16 protein-coding genes are annotated in these 17189 nt (G+C 49.8%); 15 read left to right on the top strand and 1 reads right to left on the bottom strand.

What is annotated here, in order from left to right:
• Positions 1-38 precede the first annotated feature (38 nt).
• The 12 genes from ACFFK0_RS07375 to ACFFK0_RS07315 all read left to right on the top strand — a co-directional run bounded on the left by ACFFK0_RS07375 (position 39) and on the right by ACFFK0_RS07315 (position 14081).
• Positions 39-911 carry a branched-chain amino acid ABC transporter permease gene (locus ACFFK0_RS07375; protein WP_377469412.1) on the top strand — a complete coding sequence of 291 codons (873 nt, stop codon included), beginning with the start codon at positions 39-41 and terminating at the stop codon, positions 909-911.
• Complete coding sequence (locus ACFFK0_RS07370; RefSeq protein WP_377469410.1) at positions 908-1951, top strand: branched-chain amino acid ABC transporter permease; 1044 nt, start codon at positions 908-910, stop codon at positions 1949-1951. Before ACFFK0_RS07375 ends, ACFFK0_RS07370 begins: the two co-directional genes overlap by 4 nt.
• On the top strand, positions 1911-2627 hold the full coding sequence (locus ACFFK0_RS07365) for an ABC transporter ATP-binding protein (protein ID WP_377469408.1): 717 nt from the start codon (positions 1911-1913) through the stop codon (positions 2625-2627). The genes ACFFK0_RS07370 and ACFFK0_RS07365 overlap by 41 nt, the downstream gene beginning before the upstream one ends.
• Positions 2627-3331: an ABC transporter ATP-binding protein gene (locus ACFFK0_RS07360; protein ID WP_377469405.1), complete on the top strand. Its 705-nt coding sequence runs from the start codon at positions 2627-2629 to the stop codon at positions 3329-3331. The genes ACFFK0_RS07365 and ACFFK0_RS07360 overlap by 1 nt, the downstream gene beginning before the upstream one ends.
• Before the next feature lie 11 nt (positions 3332-3342).
• The gene (locus ACFFK0_RS07355) at positions 3343-4701 is read left to right on the top strand and encodes an MmgE/PrpD family protein (protein ID WP_377469403.1); all 1359 of its coding nucleotides are present in this window, start codon (positions 3343-3345) and stop codon (positions 4699-4701) included.
• Between the two features lie 213 nt (positions 4702-4914).
• Positions 4915-6372: an MFS transporter gene (locus ACFFK0_RS07350; RefSeq protein WP_377469401.1), complete on the top strand. Its 1458-nt coding sequence runs from the start codon at positions 4915-4917 to the stop codon at positions 6370-6372.
• Between the two features lie 33 nt (positions 6373-6405).
• Positions 6406-7095, top strand: coding sequence for an isochorismatase family protein (locus ACFFK0_RS07345; protein WP_377469400.1), 690 nt, complete (start codon positions 6406-6408; stop codon positions 7093-7095).
• Between the two features lie 18 nt (positions 7096-7113).
• A complete protein-coding gene (locus ACFFK0_RS07340; protein ID WP_377469399.1) occupies positions 7114-8526 on the top strand; it encodes a dihydroorotase in 1413 nt (470 codons plus the stop codon).
• A gap of 805 nt (positions 8527-9331) precedes the next feature.
• Positions 9332-10663 carry a hemolysin family protein gene (locus ACFFK0_RS07330; protein WP_377469397.1) on the top strand — a complete coding sequence of 444 codons (1332 nt, stop codon included), beginning with the start codon at positions 9332-9334 and terminating at the stop codon, positions 10661-10663.
• A gap of 403 nt (positions 10664-11066) precedes the next feature.
• A complete protein-coding gene (locus ACFFK0_RS07325) occupies positions 11067-11999 on the top strand; it encodes a hypothetical protein (RefSeq protein WP_377469395.1) in 933 nt (310 codons plus the stop codon).
• Positions 12000-12210: 211 nt separating this feature from the next.
• Complete coding sequence (locus ACFFK0_RS07320; protein ID WP_377469394.1) at positions 12211-12549, top strand: VOC family protein; 339 nt, start codon at positions 12211-12213, stop codon at positions 12547-12549.
• A 239-nt stretch (positions 12550-12788) separates the two neighbouring features.
• On the top strand, positions 12789-14081 hold the full coding sequence (locus ACFFK0_RS07315; RefSeq protein WP_377469393.1) for a hypothetical protein: 1293 nt from the start codon (positions 12789-12791) through the stop codon (positions 14079-14081).
• A 173-nt stretch (positions 14082-14254) separates the two neighbouring features.
• On the opposite strand, the gene ACFFK0_RS07310 is transcribed toward ACFFK0_RS07315, so the two are convergent.
• Positions 14255-15316, bottom strand: a complete 1062-nt coding sequence (locus ACFFK0_RS07310) for a serine hydrolase domain-containing protein (RefSeq protein ID WP_377469392.1) — start codon at positions 15314-15316, stop codon at positions 14255-14257.
• A 100-nt stretch (positions 15317-15416) separates the two neighbouring features.
• Between ACFFK0_RS07310 and ACFFK0_RS07305 the strand changes: the two genes are divergently transcribed.
• The 3 genes from ACFFK0_RS07305 to ACFFK0_RS07295 all read left to right on the top strand — a co-directional run bounded on the left by ACFFK0_RS07305 (position 15417) and on the right by ACFFK0_RS07295 (position 17186).
• Positions 15417-15959 (top strand): transcriptional regulator, encoded by a 543-nt coding sequence (locus ACFFK0_RS07305; protein ID WP_377469391.1) that lies wholly within the window; start codon positions 15417-15419, stop codon positions 15957-15959.
• A gap of 160 nt (positions 15960-16119) precedes the next feature.
• The gene (locus ACFFK0_RS07300) at positions 16120-16590 is read left to right on the top strand and encodes a DinB family protein (RefSeq protein WP_377469390.1); all 471 of its coding nucleotides are present in this window, start codon (positions 16120-16122) and stop codon (positions 16588-16590) included.
• A 107-nt stretch (positions 16591-16697) separates the two neighbouring features.
• Positions 16698-17186 (top strand): VOC family protein, encoded by a 489-nt coding sequence (locus ACFFK0_RS07295; protein ID WP_377469389.1) that lies wholly within the window; start codon positions 16698-16700, stop codon positions 17184-17186.
• The last annotated feature ends 3 nt before the right edge of the window (positions 17187-17189 follow it).

The raw sequence follows: 17189 nt of genomic DNA, 5'->3' as shown, positions 1-17189 counted from the left end.
CACCTTCCGCCCGTTCTTTTAAAATGGGAGGCGAAATCATGGATATGAAGCTGATCCTTCAATCGGCCGTTGACGGGATACTCATGGGTGGGATTTACGGCCTTGTGGCCATCGGGCTTACCCTGATTTTCGGCGTCATGAAAATTATCAACTTTGCACAGGGCTCGCTCATGATGATCGGGATGTACGTCACCTTCTGGTCGTTTGAGAAGCTGGGGTTGAACCCGTATCTGTCGATTCCGCTAAGTGCAATCTGTTTATTCGTAATCGGCGTTGGCATACAGAAATTTATTTTGGAAAGAACGATAGGAGCTCCAGAGCATAACCAGCTGCTGGTCACGATGGGCATCATGATGGTTGTGGAAAATGCAGCTATGGCGCTGTGGAGCCCCGATCCGCGGACGATATCCATACCGTCGCTGCAGGAATCGCTGCATCTTGGCGAACTGTTGATCAATAAGCCGAGAGGTATTGCGTTCCTCGTTACTATCGTATTGACCGTCCTGTTATATTGGTTTCTCCACAAGACGATTTTGGGGAAAGCGATCCGTGCCACTTCCATAAGCCGAGACGGATCCTCCATCGTAGGTATTCAGGTGAAGCGGATCAACTACATCACCTTCGGCATCGGTGCGGCGCTTGCAGCCGTAGCGGGAACATTGATTACTCCATTCTTCTATACGTCGCCTGTGGCGGGCAGCAGCTTTGTCTTGAAGGCCTTTATCGTGGTCGTGCTGGGCGGTTTGGGCAACTTCGTAGGAGCGTTGATCGGCGGGCTGCTGATCGGAGTATCCGAAGCGCTCGGCGGCGTATTCCTGGAGGGAAGCTGGAAAGAGCTGGTCACCTTTGCTTTGTTTATACTAGTCCTGCTGTTTAGGCCGACTGGATTGTTTGGGAGGGGCGGCAAATGAAGAAACCGATTCTCGTATCGTTGGTATGGCTATTTTTTGCGGCGGCTCCGGCCTTGTTCGGCGATTATATGATGCATACCCTCATCTTGATCCTTTACTTCGCCTTCGTAAGCCAGGCCTGGAACATTATGAGCGGCTTTTCCGGCCAGTTTTCTTTCGGCCATGCGGCATTTTATGGCGTCGGCGCCTATACCTCTTCGATATTGTTAACCAAATTCGGCTTAAGTCCTTGGCTTGGCATGCTGGCCGGTGCGGTGCTGGCGATCCTGATCGGCTTGATGATCGGCTTTCTGAGCTTCCGGTATAACCTGAAAGGCTCGTATTTTGCACTCGCTACCCTGGCCTTTTCGGAAATACTCCGCATCATCGTACAGAACACGGAGTATCTGAACAAGACACTGGGCATCCTGATCCCGCTTGAGCCCAAGCCGTCGATGTTCCAATTCGAGTCCAGCTCCGGCTATTATTATGTGATTTTCGCATTCGTTACCTTGATTACCCTGTTTGTTTATAAGATGAGCCGTTCCCGGCTTGGGTTCAACCTGATCGCGATACGGGAAAATGAGAATGCCGCCCAATCCCTAGGGGTGAACACGTACCGCAACAAGATGCTCGCGATTGCATTAAGTGCCGGTTTAACCGCAATCGGTGGTACCTTTTACGCCCAATATCTTCTTTTTATCGAGCCGCCAACGGCTTTCGGAAACAGCACCTCCATCAATATATTGCTGCCGGCGATTATCGGAGGGGCAGGAACGGTGCTCGGTCCGATCGTGGGCTCCTTCCTGACGGTTCCGTTGAGTGAAATTACGAGCGCGTATTTAGGACATTTCCCTGGGGTGCACCTGATTGTTTACGGGATCATTGTCATTTTGGTTATGCTTTTCCTGCCGGAAGGCTTGGTGGGGTGGGTGGAAAACCGCATCCAGCGTCATAAGGCCAAGAAGCTGCGCGACGGAGTTACGGCTGCAGCCACAACCGAGATGGAGGTGCGTAACCATGTCATTCTTGAAAATAACCGGAGTTACGAAAAGGTTTAAAGGACTTGTAGCTGTTAACAATGTGAGCCTAGAAGTGCCGGAGAGCTCCATCATCGGGCTGGTAGGTCCCAACGGAGCGGGAAAAAGTACTTTCTTTAACTCCATCTGCGGCTATTATGATCCGGAGGAGGGGCACATCGAGTTTAACGGCAAGAGCATTAAGGGTTGGAAGCCGGAATTTGTTTGTAAAGCTGGCATCGCCCGCACCTTTCAGATCGTACAGCCGTTCGGTAACTTGACCCTTCTGGAGAATGTCATGGTCGGGGCCTTCAATCGTGTCTCTCATACCAAGGAGGCCAAGGAGATCGCACTCGAAAAGCTGGATTTTGTCGGGCTATCCCGGAAGCGGGAAATCCGCATGAAGGACCTGACTTTCGTCGAACAGAAGAAGGTGGAAACCGCACGAGCGCTTGCAACACAGCCGAAGCTTTTATTCCTGGACGAGGTCATGTCGGGGCTTAATCCCGTTGAAGTGGACGATATGATCGATCTCATCGAAAAGGTTCGAAAAAGCGGTGTAACGATTTGCTTTATCGAGCACTTGATGAAGGCGGTCATGAAGCTATCGGACAGGGTGGTTGTGCTCCATCACGGGGAGAAGATCGCGGAAGGCCTTCCGGGTGAAGTCATGGAGGACCCTACGGTTGTCGAAGCTTACTTGGGAGGTGCGTTGTAATGCTGGCTGTTTCCGGATTGCAAGCGGGCTATGGGAATTTGCAGGTGCTGCGCGGGGTGGAGTTCACCGTGAAGAAGGGGGAGTTTGTATCTTTGATCGGCTCCAACGGCGCCGGGAAAACAACACTGCTTCGCACCATATCTGCATTGATCAAACGGTCTGCAGGCGTCGTTGAGTTCGATGGGGAGCGGATCGAAGGCTTGGCCCAGGATGCCATCGTCAAACGCGGACTGATCCATGTACCCGAGGGGCGTAAGCTTTTCAGCGACATGAGTGTGCTGGAAAATCTCGAGCTGGGTGCTTATACCAAAGAGGCGCGGAAGAAGAAAAAGGAAAATTTGGAGCTCTGCTATGAACTGTTTCCCATATTAAAGGAAAGGGTTCATCAGATCGCCGGTACGATGAGTGGGGGACAGCAGCAGATGGTGGCTATCGCACGGGGCTTGATGTCCTGTCCGAAGCTGCTCATTCTGGATGAGCCGTCTATCGGGCTGTCCCCGTTGCTGACCAAACAGGTGTTTGAAATTATTGAACAGATCAAGGGAAAGGGTGTCACGGTGCTGTTGGTCGAGCAAAATGCCAAGCAGGCCGTGGCGCTGGCCGACCGGAGCTATGTACTGGAGAATGGTCGGATCGTGCTGGAAGGCACCCGGGAGGAGCTGCTGCATAACGATCAATTGAAAGCCGCCTATTTGGGGCATTGAGGTGGCAGGCGATGGAGGAATTGGGCACCAGGATACGGAAGCAGGCGGATTTTATCAGTGAATTAACCTTCGGGCAATTAAGATCGGAAAGTGTGCGCGCGGCAAAGCGCATTGTGCTGGATACGCTGGGTTGTATGGCGGCGGGAAGCTGCATGCAGAAGCCGAAGACAAATGGAGACGCACTTCCGGCGGGATCTCATACGATAGTCGGCTTGAATCGAAGCTATGGCAAGGAGTGGGCAGTGTTCGTCAATGGCTTCAATGTAGTGGCGACGGAGATGGACGAAGGCAACGGCTTCGCCAAGGGCCACCCGGCTGCGCACTTCATGCCTGCGCTGCTCGCGGAGAGCGAGACGGGAGTCTTCAGCGGGCAAACATTCTTGACGGCAGTAACGGCCGCTTACGAAGTTACTGTCCGTTGGGGAAGTGCCGTTACGCTGCGCAGCTCCATTCATCCTCACGGCAACTGGGGGATCGTTGGCGCCGCCGCTGCCGCGGCCAAGCTGAGAGGGGCCCCAGCCGATCGGATCAAGGAAGCGATGCTCTTGTCCTTATCCCTTCCGATTCCGTCGGCATGGGCATCCGCCTTCACCGGATCGAATGTCCGCCATGCCTATGTCGGGGTTAGTAATTTGTTAGGGATGATGGGGCTGGATATGGCCGGCTGGGGAGCCGAAAGCAACGAAGCGGTGCTGGCGTCGGTTTATCGGGATATCCTGGGAACCGGCCTGGCGGCTGAGTTTCTGGATCAAGAACTTGGCCGGCGGTATTATATCGAGCAGAACTATATGAAAATTTATGCCTGCTGCCGTTATGTTCACGGAGCGGTAGACGGTTTGTTGAAGCTGGTGCAGAAGGGCTTACATCCGGAACAGATCGATTCGGTTACCGTGGAGACGTACAAGGCGGCTTCTCTCTTGGCGGAACCGAACCCCGCCAATGAGCTGGCGGCTAAGTTCTCGATACCGTTCTCGCTTGCCATGCTTCTTTGCAGGGGGAGCGTTGGGCCGGAGCTTTACCGTCCGGGTGTAACGGAGGAGGAAGACCTGCTCCTGATGGCTTCCCGCATCGAAATACGGGAGGATGCGGCTTTAACCGCGCAGCTGCCTCACCGCCGTCCGACAAGAATCACAGTGGCTTTGAAGAATGGCGAAGTTCTTGTTGAAGAAGTCGGTTCCGCAACTGGGGAATTCGACAGTCCTTTAAGCGAAGGACAGCTGGAGGATAAATTTCATGCTCTTACGGAGACGGTATGGGGTGCGGAAAGACGCCGCAGCATCATCCAAACGGTTTGGGGGTTGGAGCGCTTGGATGACATGAGCAAACTGACGGGCTTGTTGCCTGGGGGGATACGGGGTGGTAATGCATGAAGGAGCTGGTGAAACGGTTGGTCGGCTTGCGCTGGGATGATTTGAAGCCGAATACCGTGTTGGGTCGGAACGGCAGCAGGAAGATATCCTGCAGTTCATCTGGAATTTGGAGAAACAACCGGATGTCCGAACCTTGATCGACCTCTGTTGTATAGAAGGTGAAGCGCAATAAGCTTTGGGGATTAGAAGGCGGCAAGATCGGAGCTAATTACTATGAATAACAAGTCTTATCCTTGGCACCTGCTGCTTGTCACCAGCTTGGGTGTACTGCTTGTCACTTTGAACTTAAGCACGTTGAATGTCGCTTTACCGGAGTTGTCTGCCTATTTCAATGCCGGTCCCATTGCATCGAACTGGATACTTCTATCGTACATGTTGTTCAACTCCATTCTTATTCTGGTGTTTGGCAAATGGGCGGATATATACGGCAGGCGAAGGCTGTATTTGATAGGACTCGCCGGATTTACCGCCGTCAGCTTCTTATGCGGCTTCGCGCCTAATGTCTGGGTGCTGATTGTACTTCGTATTTTACAGGCTGCAGGCGGTGCGATAATTATTACGAACACAACGCCAATGATCACCGATGCGTTCCCGGAGCGCAGTCTGGGTACGGCGCTGGGCATCAATGTGCTCGTTTCGTCGGCGGCCCAGCTGCTGGGGCCGGTCATCGGCGGATACTTCGTCTATATCCTCGATTGGCGTTGGGTATTCTGGTTCAACGTCCCGATCGGCATCATCGGCCTCGTCTGGGCCTCCATTGTGCTGCGGCCTGTTCCCGGCAAAGCCCGGGGCGAGAAGATGGATATGTACGGGAACCTGTTTATTTTTCTAAGTGTCGGAGGATTGATCTTCTCGTTCTCCCAGGGAAGCATCATCGGGTGGGGAAGCTTACCGGTTGTGGCCGGCTTGGTCATGTTCGTTGTATTCCTCGTCTGCTTCATTTGGTGGGAGCGCAGAGTCAGCTATCCGACTGTTGATTTCGGGATGTTCCGGGACAGAGCTTACGCTATGGCCAACTTAGCCACCTTCCTGAATGCTCTTGCCCGATCTTCCGTCGTTCTTCTCGTTGCCTTGTATTTTCAGGTGGTTCATAAAGAGAACACGTTCGTTGCCGGGCTTCATGTGCTTCCCGTTACGGCCGGCATGATTCTTGCATCGCCGATCGTAGGGGCACTTAGCAGCAGATACAGCACCTTGGCTTTATCCACCTCGGGGTTATTGATGGCCTCCATCGGGATGCTGCTGCTGTCCGTGCATACCGGAGTCGAAGCGTCGTATTGGTGGATCGCGGCTGGCCAGTTCCTGGTTGGATTCGGCTCCGGCATGTTTATGACACCCAATACCAAGTCCATCATGCTTACCGTTCCACCTGAAAAGAGAGGTGTGGCGAACGGGCTCCGCTCCATGCTTCAAAATATCGGGGTCGTCATCAGCACGGCCATGTCCTTAATGCTTGTGACCAGCGTACTGCCGGCCGATTTGAAGGATAGCATATATGCCGGCGCAAACGCAGAGGTATCCGGAGACGATATTCAGCTTATATCGGGCGGCTTCAGGCTGGCGTTTCTAACATTAATGGTACTGACATTCATCTCCATAGCGGTGTCCTATATGCGAAACAACAAGAGTACCGGGAAGGAAAAGAATGTGACTGCTTCCACAACTGTATAGGAAACTCAAACTATAATTCAGGAGGAATCTGAGATGAGGCTTGAATCGATTTGGGAAGACCTGCTGCTGGGAGATGATCAGAAGGTCATCGAAAAGGGCGGCTTCGGTAAGCCGAGGGGGCTCGGTTCGCGGCCGGCACTGCTTGTTATTGATCCGCAGCCCAATTATATGGGAACCCGGGAGCCGATTCTGAAGCAGTTGGATGAGTTTCCGACCGGCGTCGGGGAGAAGGCGTGGGAGGCGCTGGAAAAATCGCTGCCCGTACTGAACCTGTTCCGGGAAAGGGGATTGCCGGTCATCTTCTCCCGGCAAATCGCCAAGTACATGCAGTTCGACAGCTTTGCCAATAAATCCGGCCGGGACCGTTCCAATTATGTGGAGGGCCATCCTTATACGGAGCTGGTGGCTGAGGTGAATAGGCAGCCGACCGACATCGTCATCGATAAAGGATATGCCAGTGTGTTCGTCGGCACTCCGCTTGTGAATTACCTGAACAGGCTTCAGGTTGACACGCTCATCGTTTGCGGGGGAGTGACCTCGGGATGCGTACGGGCTGCGGTAGTCGATGCCGCTTCGTTAAATTACCGTGTGGGAGTATTGTACGAGTGTTTATTTGATCGGATTGAGCTTTCTCACCGCGTAAGTCTATTGGACATGTGGATGAAATACGCGGATATGCTGTCCGTGGATGATGCGCTGGAGTATATCAATACAACGAAGTAATCATGGAGGGATGATAACATGGATATGATCGTTCGAGGCGGAGAAGTTGTTATTCCATACGTTGGTGTGAAAAAGGTGGATATCGGCATTAAAGACGGCAAAATATGCGCCATCGGCGAACAGCTCGATGCCCCGGGTGCAAAGATTATCGATGCCAAAGGTTTGACCGTGTTCCCGGGAGCTATCGACGGACATAGTCATTACTCGTACGGAGGCGACGAAGCGCTTGCCCGGGATTACCGGATCACATCGAGATCTTCCGCGATCGGCGGAGTCACCACGGTCATTAACTTCATGCGCAGCGGCCGATCCTACTTGGAGCAGCTGCCACATGAAATTGCTATCGGTGAAAGAGAGAGTGTGATTGATTTCTGTTTCCATCTCGGGGTGATGACGGATCAGCACCTTGCCGAAATGAGGGATTACGTTGAACAGTTCAGCAGTACTTCATTCAAACTATACCTGGGGTACAAAGGGCTGGAGAAAACCCGTTACGGCACGGACCGCACGCTTGACGATCAGCTGCTGCTTGATATTTTCGACGCAATGAAAGCTGTTTCTCCGGATCTCATTCTGTGTATTCACTGCGAGAATGTGGAGATGGGCCGAAATTTCTATCAAAAATATGTGGACGACCCGAATCGCAATCAGCTTGTGTACTTCGACAAATTTAACCCGGATATTGTGGAGACGGAATCCGTTATCCGAGTCAGCTATCTCGCCAAACAGTACAACGCAAAAATCAGCATCGTACATTGCAGTGCAGGCACAAGTATCGAGGCTCTACGCGCGATGCCATGGTTTGATCGGGAACTGATTCATGTGGAGACATGTCCGCATTATTTGTTGGAGACGGTTGATAATGCCAAGGGGCTTGGGGCCGTGGTCAAACCTCCGCTGCGGTATAAGCATGATAATGACGCCCTCTGGCAGGCCATTAAGGATGATATCGTCACTTTCATTGGAACCGATCATGTGTCCCTTACTTGGGCTGAAAAATTCAAGAAAGGCCACGCAATCGATGACGTGACGCTTGGCTTCGGCGGAGCGGAGTTTATGTTTCCGCAAATGCTCAGCGAGGGGATCAAGCGCGGGTTGTCGCTGCAGAAAATCGCGGAGATTACATCGGCGAATACGGCGAAAACCTATGGTCTGTATCCTGCAAAAGGCGGGATTGAAGTCGGCAGCGATGCGGATTTGATCTTGGTCGATCTGGAGAAAGTACAGACGATTACGCCTGACACGATTCCAATCAACTCCGACTATACCATCTATGAAGGCCGTGAAGTGAAAGGGTGGCCGGTGATGACCATCCGCCGGGGTGAGGTGATTGCGGCGGGCGGCAAAGCGGTGGAGCCGGAGGGGACGGGCAAGTATGTGAGAAGAGCAGCGCAAGGTGCGCAGCTCGCCCCAGCGGTGCTTTCGAATTAACCTATCCTCTATTCAGTAATAGTAAGGCGGCCTATTCCCGAAGCTGAGGCGGGAGGGGCCGCCATTAACATTTTATACACCTTAACTCGGCGGGGAGGAAGAACTTTCGCGTAGTCGCCGAAACTTCGTTCTGACGGAGAACTATCCTCCGGTACTCGAATTCACTTTTCGTGGAGGGCATTCAGTTCCTGTGCGAATGCGTCCGATAGCGCCGTGTGTAAATGAGTTTCAAATGGAGGGAGTAACCGCGGCGGGCTAAGCTAACGCAGGATTACGAACATGCTACCTAGTACTTTTTGGAGTCCACAATCGTCTATATGTTACGGCAGCGAAAGGAGGGGGGATGCTTACTTAGGCCACCTGGCAGGATAAGATTGGAACAAGCGAAAAGAGATCCTTTATAAGGAGAGTGAAGATGACACTGATGTGGCGTTTGTGTTGGACCAATTCGAGTTCATCCAATCGGGGCAGATTCCAAGTCATCTCAAAGGGAGGATGGATCTCGGCCATGTCGGGGTGTTCGGTCATTCCATCGGCGGAGCGACGGCCTACATCTTATTTTTCATGATTGTTCATACATTATGTATAGAAAAATAAATCTTGATGAATCGGAATAAAACATTGATAATATTTACTGATATATAAGAAAAGGAGGTGGCATTGGAATGGACGATGACCCAGGGGAACCGAGCAATAGTAGCCTGTGGGTACTTGTTGTATCCCAAAAAGGCAGTAAGGCAAGTTTTCATCAATTGGAATAAATTTCATCAGAAACTGTCGGTGTTTAAACTTATTCTGATGGAGGATGATGAAAACGTTGCTAACTGAAATTTTGATCTTACTTGTACTCATTGTGCTGAATGCTTTTTTTGCCGCTTCGGAAATCGCCCTTATTTCATTAAACGATAATAAAATTAAAGCGATGGCTGAAGAAGGGCATAAGAAGGCAAAATTATTGCAAAATCTTCTGAGTGAACCGAGCCGTTTCCTAGCCACAATTCAAATTGGTATAACCTTGGCTGGATTCTTGGCAAGTGCGTTTGCGGCGGAAAGTTTCGCTGGCAGGATGGCCAGTTTCTTGCATTCCACTAACATTCCGTTGCCCCTTGAAACGTTAGAACTAGTTTCCGTCATACTTATAACGCTATTACTGTCTTATTTTACGCTTGTATTGGGCGAGCTTGTGCCAAAACGGCTTGCATTGCAAAAAGCTGAACCCATCGCAATGTTTGCAGTTATGCCTCTAACACTGTTGTCTAAAGTTACTTCTCCATTCGTTAGACTTTTAACGCTTTCTACGAACTCCCTTGTTCGTTTAGCAGGCGTTGATCCGAACGACAAGATGGATGAAGTTACAGAAGAAGAGATTAGAATGATGGTGGACGCAGGTAATGAGAAAGGCACTATTCAAGAAACAGAACGATTGATGATTAATAATATTTTTGAATTTGATAATAAAACCGTAAGCGATATAATGACTCATCGAAGCCATGTTGTAGGCGTTCCAGTGGATACGCCGTTTCATGAAGTTATAAAGCTGGTTAATCTTGAAAAATATACAAGACTTCCTGTTTTCGAGGGTAGCATAGATAATATTGTGGGAATTCTACATGTTAAAGACTTACTGGACTTTATTGAGCATAGCGGAGATTCGGAATTAGAGATTAGAAAAATTTCGCGTCCTCCTTATTTTGTCCCAACTTCTAAGAAGATCGATCTGTTGTTCAAGGAATTGCAGAAGAATAAAGTTCATATTGCTATCGCGATTGACGAATACGGAGGAACCGCCGGTATTTTAACAATTGAGGACTTGCTTGAGGAAATTGTCGGCAACATCTTTGATGAACATGACGAAGATGATAGGGAAATTGAACAAATCGACCCTAGCACTTATATTGTCAAAGGAATAGTAAATCTACGTTATCTTCGAGAGAAAATCAATATAAATTTCCCGCATGAAGATTACGACACTCTTGGTGGATTTTTGGTTGATCAACTCGGAAGAATTCCGGCGGACGGCGAAAAACCAATAGTCGAATATGAAGGTGCGATTTTCAGGATTGAAGAGGTTAAAGAACGAAGAATTAACAAAGTGAAGATTATTGAAAAAAACATGGAGGTTGAAGTCGAATCCTAGGTATTAGTAAGGTGCATATCGTTTTAAGTGCGAGGTGCACTGTAGTCTTGTCGAGGAATGTTGTTTATTATGATTATGCTAGAGGATACGAGAGCGCAGCGATGGAACCAACCCATCGCTTTTTGCAATATAGAGTGCGGTTGCGCGTGGTGTGACAAAACTTTACTTTTTCAGCCCTATGTATTATCCTACATCTAGGAATATCAGGAAAATATATATTAATTATCCTCCCTCCAAAAGCATCCAACTGAGCTATTTGATCGACCTCATCCTGATGGACAATCCATAGATCCACTCCCGCCGAGCTTGCTGCATGAAATCAGAATATTCCGGGTAACTGGGCCATCTAAGAAGAATAACGTGGTTACAATTACTTCATATAACATTCTGTAGGAGGATCGGTATGAGCTCGATTGTTGGCCTCGAAAGCATTCTATCATTGATTGATGTACAGCCTCCCTATTACGCGCTGCAAAACTTGTTTATCGACGATCACCATGCAGCCTATGCGTCAATTGAAGTCGAGCAGTCCTTGGGCAAAGAAGCAGGTCCCATCTCCTCTGGAGAAATCGGGCGGCATTTAGCCATACTCGGCTCATGTTCCGTTGCCAGTCTAAATCCTGTCAAATCCAAACATTATTACCTTGCATCGAAGGCTGTGTTGAGACGAAACCCTGCCGTCAGACAGGGCGGCACCGCCACCCGCCACAAGCTGTACGGTGTGGCTGCAGGCAAAATGATCAGCGGCAAATCGGCCGCTGCAAGCTGCTACATCCAGGATCATACCGGTCACATCCTCTACTACTTGGAAGTGATGTACCATGTCGTCAAAGAGGAAACGTTTAAGCGTGCGAATCGTAAATTTCAAATGCAAAACATTTTCCATGATGCCTCGCCAAACCCCTACAAGCACCTACTCCCTCTTCGTAACATCGAGAAGTCCATTCCACTTGTTAAAGCAGAATTAGGTATGATTGAACCGGCCTGGTGTTACGGTCACTTCGCAGAACTGCCCGTATTGCCGATCGCAAGGCTGATGAGCCAGCTGATACAAACCGCAGGGATACATGCCGCTCACTTGCACGGAGACGATGAGATTACATTTCAGGTTCTTTCCGGGAATGCCCAAGCCGACCAGCTGGCTTTTGCCGGCGATCATATTCAAGTCCAAAGTGAATTAACGTATGCTAGAGACGAAATCTACTGGTTCGATTGCAAAGCCGTCTCGAACGGTTCGAAAGTTGTCGGTCAGGTTTATGTGGAATTGAAAGTTATGCCGGCTGCCGCCCTCACATCTTCTGCTTACGAACAGGACAAGCTTCTTTTACATAGTTGAAGCCCGGTTCAGCTTGCGAGAAGTGGCTCTATTTCAGTAACATAGTGGCGTTCATTCATTAGCCGTGCGGCTCTGTGCACTGAAAAGGGTAGACATAGACGGGATTCTAAATCATAAAGATATCTAGTTTTGACTTTTATGGCATGTTACGCTGAGGAACGGGACGATCGTTATAAAAATATGTAGTTCATTCCAGTAATGGAGGGCTAACGTGAACGAGCAAATCATTCCAAAAGAACAATCAATCTTTTCACGAGTTGGATATATACATTATCCAACCAAGGATTTCGATAGATCCGTAGCTTGGTACACTGATATCCTTGGGTTTCGTCTAAGGACTATTCTTGACCAAGGAGTTAGCCGCAGTCCGGAGGAAAGAGAAGCAATATTTAACTTTGGCGATCCCGCAAGCCCACATAATGTTGCTTTCTTGCTTATTGAACGAGGAGTAGAGGTGGGCGATATTATTGGAAACCATGAAGCAAAATCCTTCTTGTTCAAAGATCCTGATGGCAACGTTCTTGAAGCGGCATGGTCGATTTGGGATTAAATCTAATCGAACGTTACCCTAGGGGGAGCGCAAGCTGAAAATGTGTAATGGATAAATAATCCAAGCCATTCGAACGAAAAGCCTGCAGACCGATTCTCCGGGACGGAAAAGGCCTGCGGGCTTATTTTTCATTTTCCCGTAACGGATGAAGTCTTGTGCAGTAAGTGGTACTATTAGGCGTAGGGTCCTCAATCACCAAGCGAACGGACCGCATGCAGGACATCTTGTGGAGGACGGACATGCTTAGAATCATTTGGTTTTACATCCCGATGGGCGCTTCGGCGATGCTTGCAGCGCTCACTCATGTCATCATCAACGGGGTATTGGCCCGTTCCGCGAATCCCGATGTAACTATCAGCAGCTACGCGGTGGCGCTCAGCTTATCCTTTCTGATCGATCTGCCCAACAATGCGATCCGGCAGGCGTCGAGCAAATTTTCTCGCGACCGGATTTCGTTTCGCTCCGTGAGCCGGCTGACGATTTACGTGATGTGCGTGCTTCTCGCCGTGAGTATAGGCATCGGATGGACACCTTTCGGCGGCTGGCTGTTTCAACGCGTGTTTGGTGTCAGTACGGTGCTTTTACAGCCGACTATTCAGGTTTATCAGGTGCTGGCTTTCATGTATGTCCTCACCGCGGCACGCAGTTTGTTCCAAGGGGTTATCATCAACCAGCTGCGAACGGGATGGATGACGATCGGGATGGCGGTCCGCGTCGCAGCCATGTTCGGCATGTCGTGGTGGTTCATTCAAGCGGGCTGGACGAACAGCGGCGCGCTCGGCGCTCTGATCTTCATGGTCGGCATTCTGATTGAATCGGCCGTGGCGTCAGCGGAAGGATACTCGTTGCAGAAGTCGCTGCCGGAACATCGGGAATCGCAAACCGTACGTCAAGTTGGTCAGCTAATGCCCTTCTATATGCCGCTCATCTATTCCAATCTTTTGCTTGCCGCGTTGAACCCGGCGGTCCAGGCAGCGCTCAACTACAGCGCAGATCCGACGCTGGCGGTCGCTTCCTTTGCCGTGGCGCTTCAGCTGTCCAATATGGTGGCATGGTTTTGCGCGTCCGTGCATCAGATTGTGATCCAATTCTATGAGCAGCAGCGTCGCAATGTACTGATTGTCGTTGCGGGACTGTCCGTATTGTCGCCGTTATTTTTGCTGACCGTATCGACGGAGGCCGGAGGAAGTTGGCTTCTGGAAGGGGTATTGAGCCTGAAGGGAGCGCTTCTTGACGCCGTCCGCATGCTGCTTCGTCTGCTGGCGGTTCAAAGCTGTCTGGCGCCGTGGATCGATTTCTTTGCGGGGAAAGCGATGCTGTCCGGCAAAACGAAGGCGATTGTGGCGGGCAAGTTTTCTTCCGCTATTGTAAATGTAGGCTTGCTGGCCGGTTTTGTGTTCTCGGTTCCCGGATTGAACGGACAAATGGCCGGGCTGGTTGCCGCGATTTCCGCACCTGTGGAGCTGCTGGTCGTAGCATTTTACTTGCGCCGTCTGATGGGCCGTGAGCCCGCTACGTTGTCAGGGCAATGAGGGGGGACTAAAAAGAAACGCAGCGGAGAACCGAAAAATCCCGTCTAAAGGTAATGTGTTTGAAGTGAACGGCTGCTCTTCTATGCCGGCAAATCCTAACCGTAAACCGTCCCCCTCCCGGCATCAGCCGGGAGGCGTTTGTTTTCACACCCTCTCCACTATTCCCGGATTGTTCAAGTTCGGCGCTCCCTTTGTTCCCTGTGGACGAGCTGCAGGATTTTGATGAGCAGCTTGAAACTCCCCGCCATGTCCTTCGTATTTCCGACGTTCAGCACATACGACGCCCCGGATACCGGATCGTACCATGCATGAGCACCCGTGACGCCGAGGTGTCCTTGCAGCCTTGGTAAATGTTTAAGCAAGAAGAAAAATTGTTCGAACCGCAGCTGCATCATACCGACCCCATAGACCATGCCCTGGCGGTAACGATGGGTAAACTGCGCCATCTTGGTCAGGGATCCGCTGCTAATCAACTGCCCGTTCTGCAGCTGGCGCAGAAACCGAAGCAAATCTGCCGTCGTCGTGGATAAACCGCCGCCTGAAAAATCGCAGCTAAGGCTTGGAAAAAGATGTATGTCCGTCCCATTAATGTACATCGGCGCCAACTGTTTGGGATCGAAAGCCTCGCTATGGAAGCAAAGGCACGTATCCGTCATTCCGGCAGGCTCGAATAGATGCTTCTGCAAGGCCAGACCGATCGGCATTCCGTAGATCGACTCCAACACGAGACCAAGTAGCACGTAGCCAGTGTCCGAATAATAAAACTGCTGACCCGGCGTGCCGACCCCCCGTTGCTTGGTCCGCGTATAATCGAGAAGATCCATCGGCATCCATATCGTATCCGAGCGCTTGATGACTTCATCGATAAACGATGCTCCATCAAACGTAGTGCTCTCAAAATAGTCGTTCACTCCGGATGTATGGCTCAAGAGGTGCTCTACGGTAACTTCTCTTTGATAATCCTGGCCTTCATACATAAACAGCCGGTCGAGAACACCTTGTTCCAATACGCGGTGAAGGGGAGTATTCAGGGCAATCGAACCTTGCTCGATGGCTTTAAATGTCAATACCGCCGTGATGAGTTTGCCGACACTGGCGCTATGGAACTTTTGAACCGGCGTCGTACTCGAAAAGGAGTAGTCGATGCTCATCGCCGGCAAGCTCATCGCAAACTGCAGCGTTTTCGATTTCTTGGCGGATTTCGTCAACAGTTTCTCAATCTTATCGGTCAACATAACAGACACCCCGCAATTGATGTTGTCGAAATCATATGTTACTATTAGTTATATAACGAATGGTAATATAATGAAGGTGAATCGTCAAGGAGGAACTTGCTTGGAATATGCCGTACTGGGCCTGTTGATGCTCCGGAACTTGACGCTGTATGAACTGAACAAGTCCTTTCAGCAAGGCATTTCGTTGTTCTACAGCGCCAGTTACGGAAGTCTCCAGTTTGCCGTGAAGAAGCTGCTGAGCAGCGGCTATATCGAGGTGGAGGAAAAACTCGAAAACGGCCGAAACAAAAAAATCTATTCGATTACAAACAGCGGACGGGAGCTATTCCTGGATTGGATGCGAAATGGAGAAATTCCGGCTACCAAGCTTGAAGCGGTTGCGCTTACGAAGCTCTTCTTTCTCGGTGTTATGGACCGCATCGAAGATAAGCGTTATATCCTGAACCGGATTCTGGAAACCATCCGACAGATGGAAGAAGAGCTGAAGCAATTGGACAAGCATTTAAGTCAGCTCGAGGTTCCGGAATCCGAGAATGGGATCTTTCATTATCAATTAAAGAGTCTCGACTATGGAATGAAGGCTCATCAGTTCGCCATAGCCTGGTTCGAAGAGGTGCTGAACTCGCTGGAAGCATCGTCTTAACTGATAGCGCCATACATTCATCACGAGGTTGCCGCGGGAATGAACGGCAGCCTCATTAAGTTATCGGGCAGATCTCTTTAATAAGAAATATTTTTTTTGTGGAATGGGAACTTAGGTTCTGGCATCATATCAGTTATAATAAAGTTGAAAGGAAGTTTTTATGAACGTAATTGAAGCCATAGTGTGGAATTTTGAAGAAGTTAGACTTAGAAGCATAATGATATGGGAAAGTATACCAAGTGAATATCTTGACTGGAAGCCGGATGCAGAGGCTATGAGCATGAAAGAGATGATTCGTCATGTACTGGATAGTGAATACTACTACCACCTTGCATTGTTGAAGGAAGGAAGTCTGGACACTTATGACTCTCCTTACGAGAAGCGTCCTTTTACAACGCTGAAAGAAGAGATTGAGTTCTCTCAAACCTATCGTAATGCCTTTATAGAAACCGTAAAATCTTATGGACACGAGGATTTATCCCAAATCAAGATCGATCGAAGCGACGTTGGGTATACGAGGACATTAGGTGATATGCTTATGAGAATTGCATACCATGAGGCTGTCCATACAGGCCAGCTATTAGATTATTTGAGAACAGCCGGATTAAATCGACCGAAGGTATGGGACTAGAAATAATACAGCCTTTTCTTAAGCTATCGAGGAACTATAGCACAGAAAACACAACATGGGACCGCCGCGGAATTGATCGGGTGGCCTCTTTGAGAGGAAGGAAACGGATGCAGGCAGAAGAGAACATCAAAGTGGACGAAAGACTGGAGGACATTACGGGTATAACTTGTATTTACGTACCAGTAAATGATGTTTACGAGTCTATGAAATGGTACGAAAAGAATTTAGGGTACCAGCCTGCCAACAACAAACGTGTCGAGCCAGGGATGGCGATGGCTATTTTGAATATACCCGATCGTAATGGAAACCTGCCTTCACCTGGCTTAAGACAAGTTGTACCCGCTCTGTTCCTTTACAAATCGGACGAAGAAGGCGGGCGACTACGCTTTTCACGGTCATTAGACAACGGCAAGCCCCATGCCTTGGCATGTTTTATTACTCCGCGGATTGAGGAGCTATTCGAACGTTTCAAGGAAAACGGAGTGAATATTTTAGGGAGAATGATGACTGACGGACCAAACATCACGTTCGCTGATCCTGACGGTAACATATGGGAGGTTTGGCAACCCATAATCCGAAAATTTGTTTATAGTTGACTT

The organism is Paenibacillus chartarius (assembly GCF_042432825.1).
Classification (GTDB): domain Bacteria; phylum Bacillota; class Bacilli; order Paenibacillales; family NBRC-103111; genus Gordoniibacillus; species Gordoniibacillus chartarius.
Note: the sequence above shows the minus strand (reverse complement) of the source record. Positions and strands in the feature narration are given on the sequence as shown.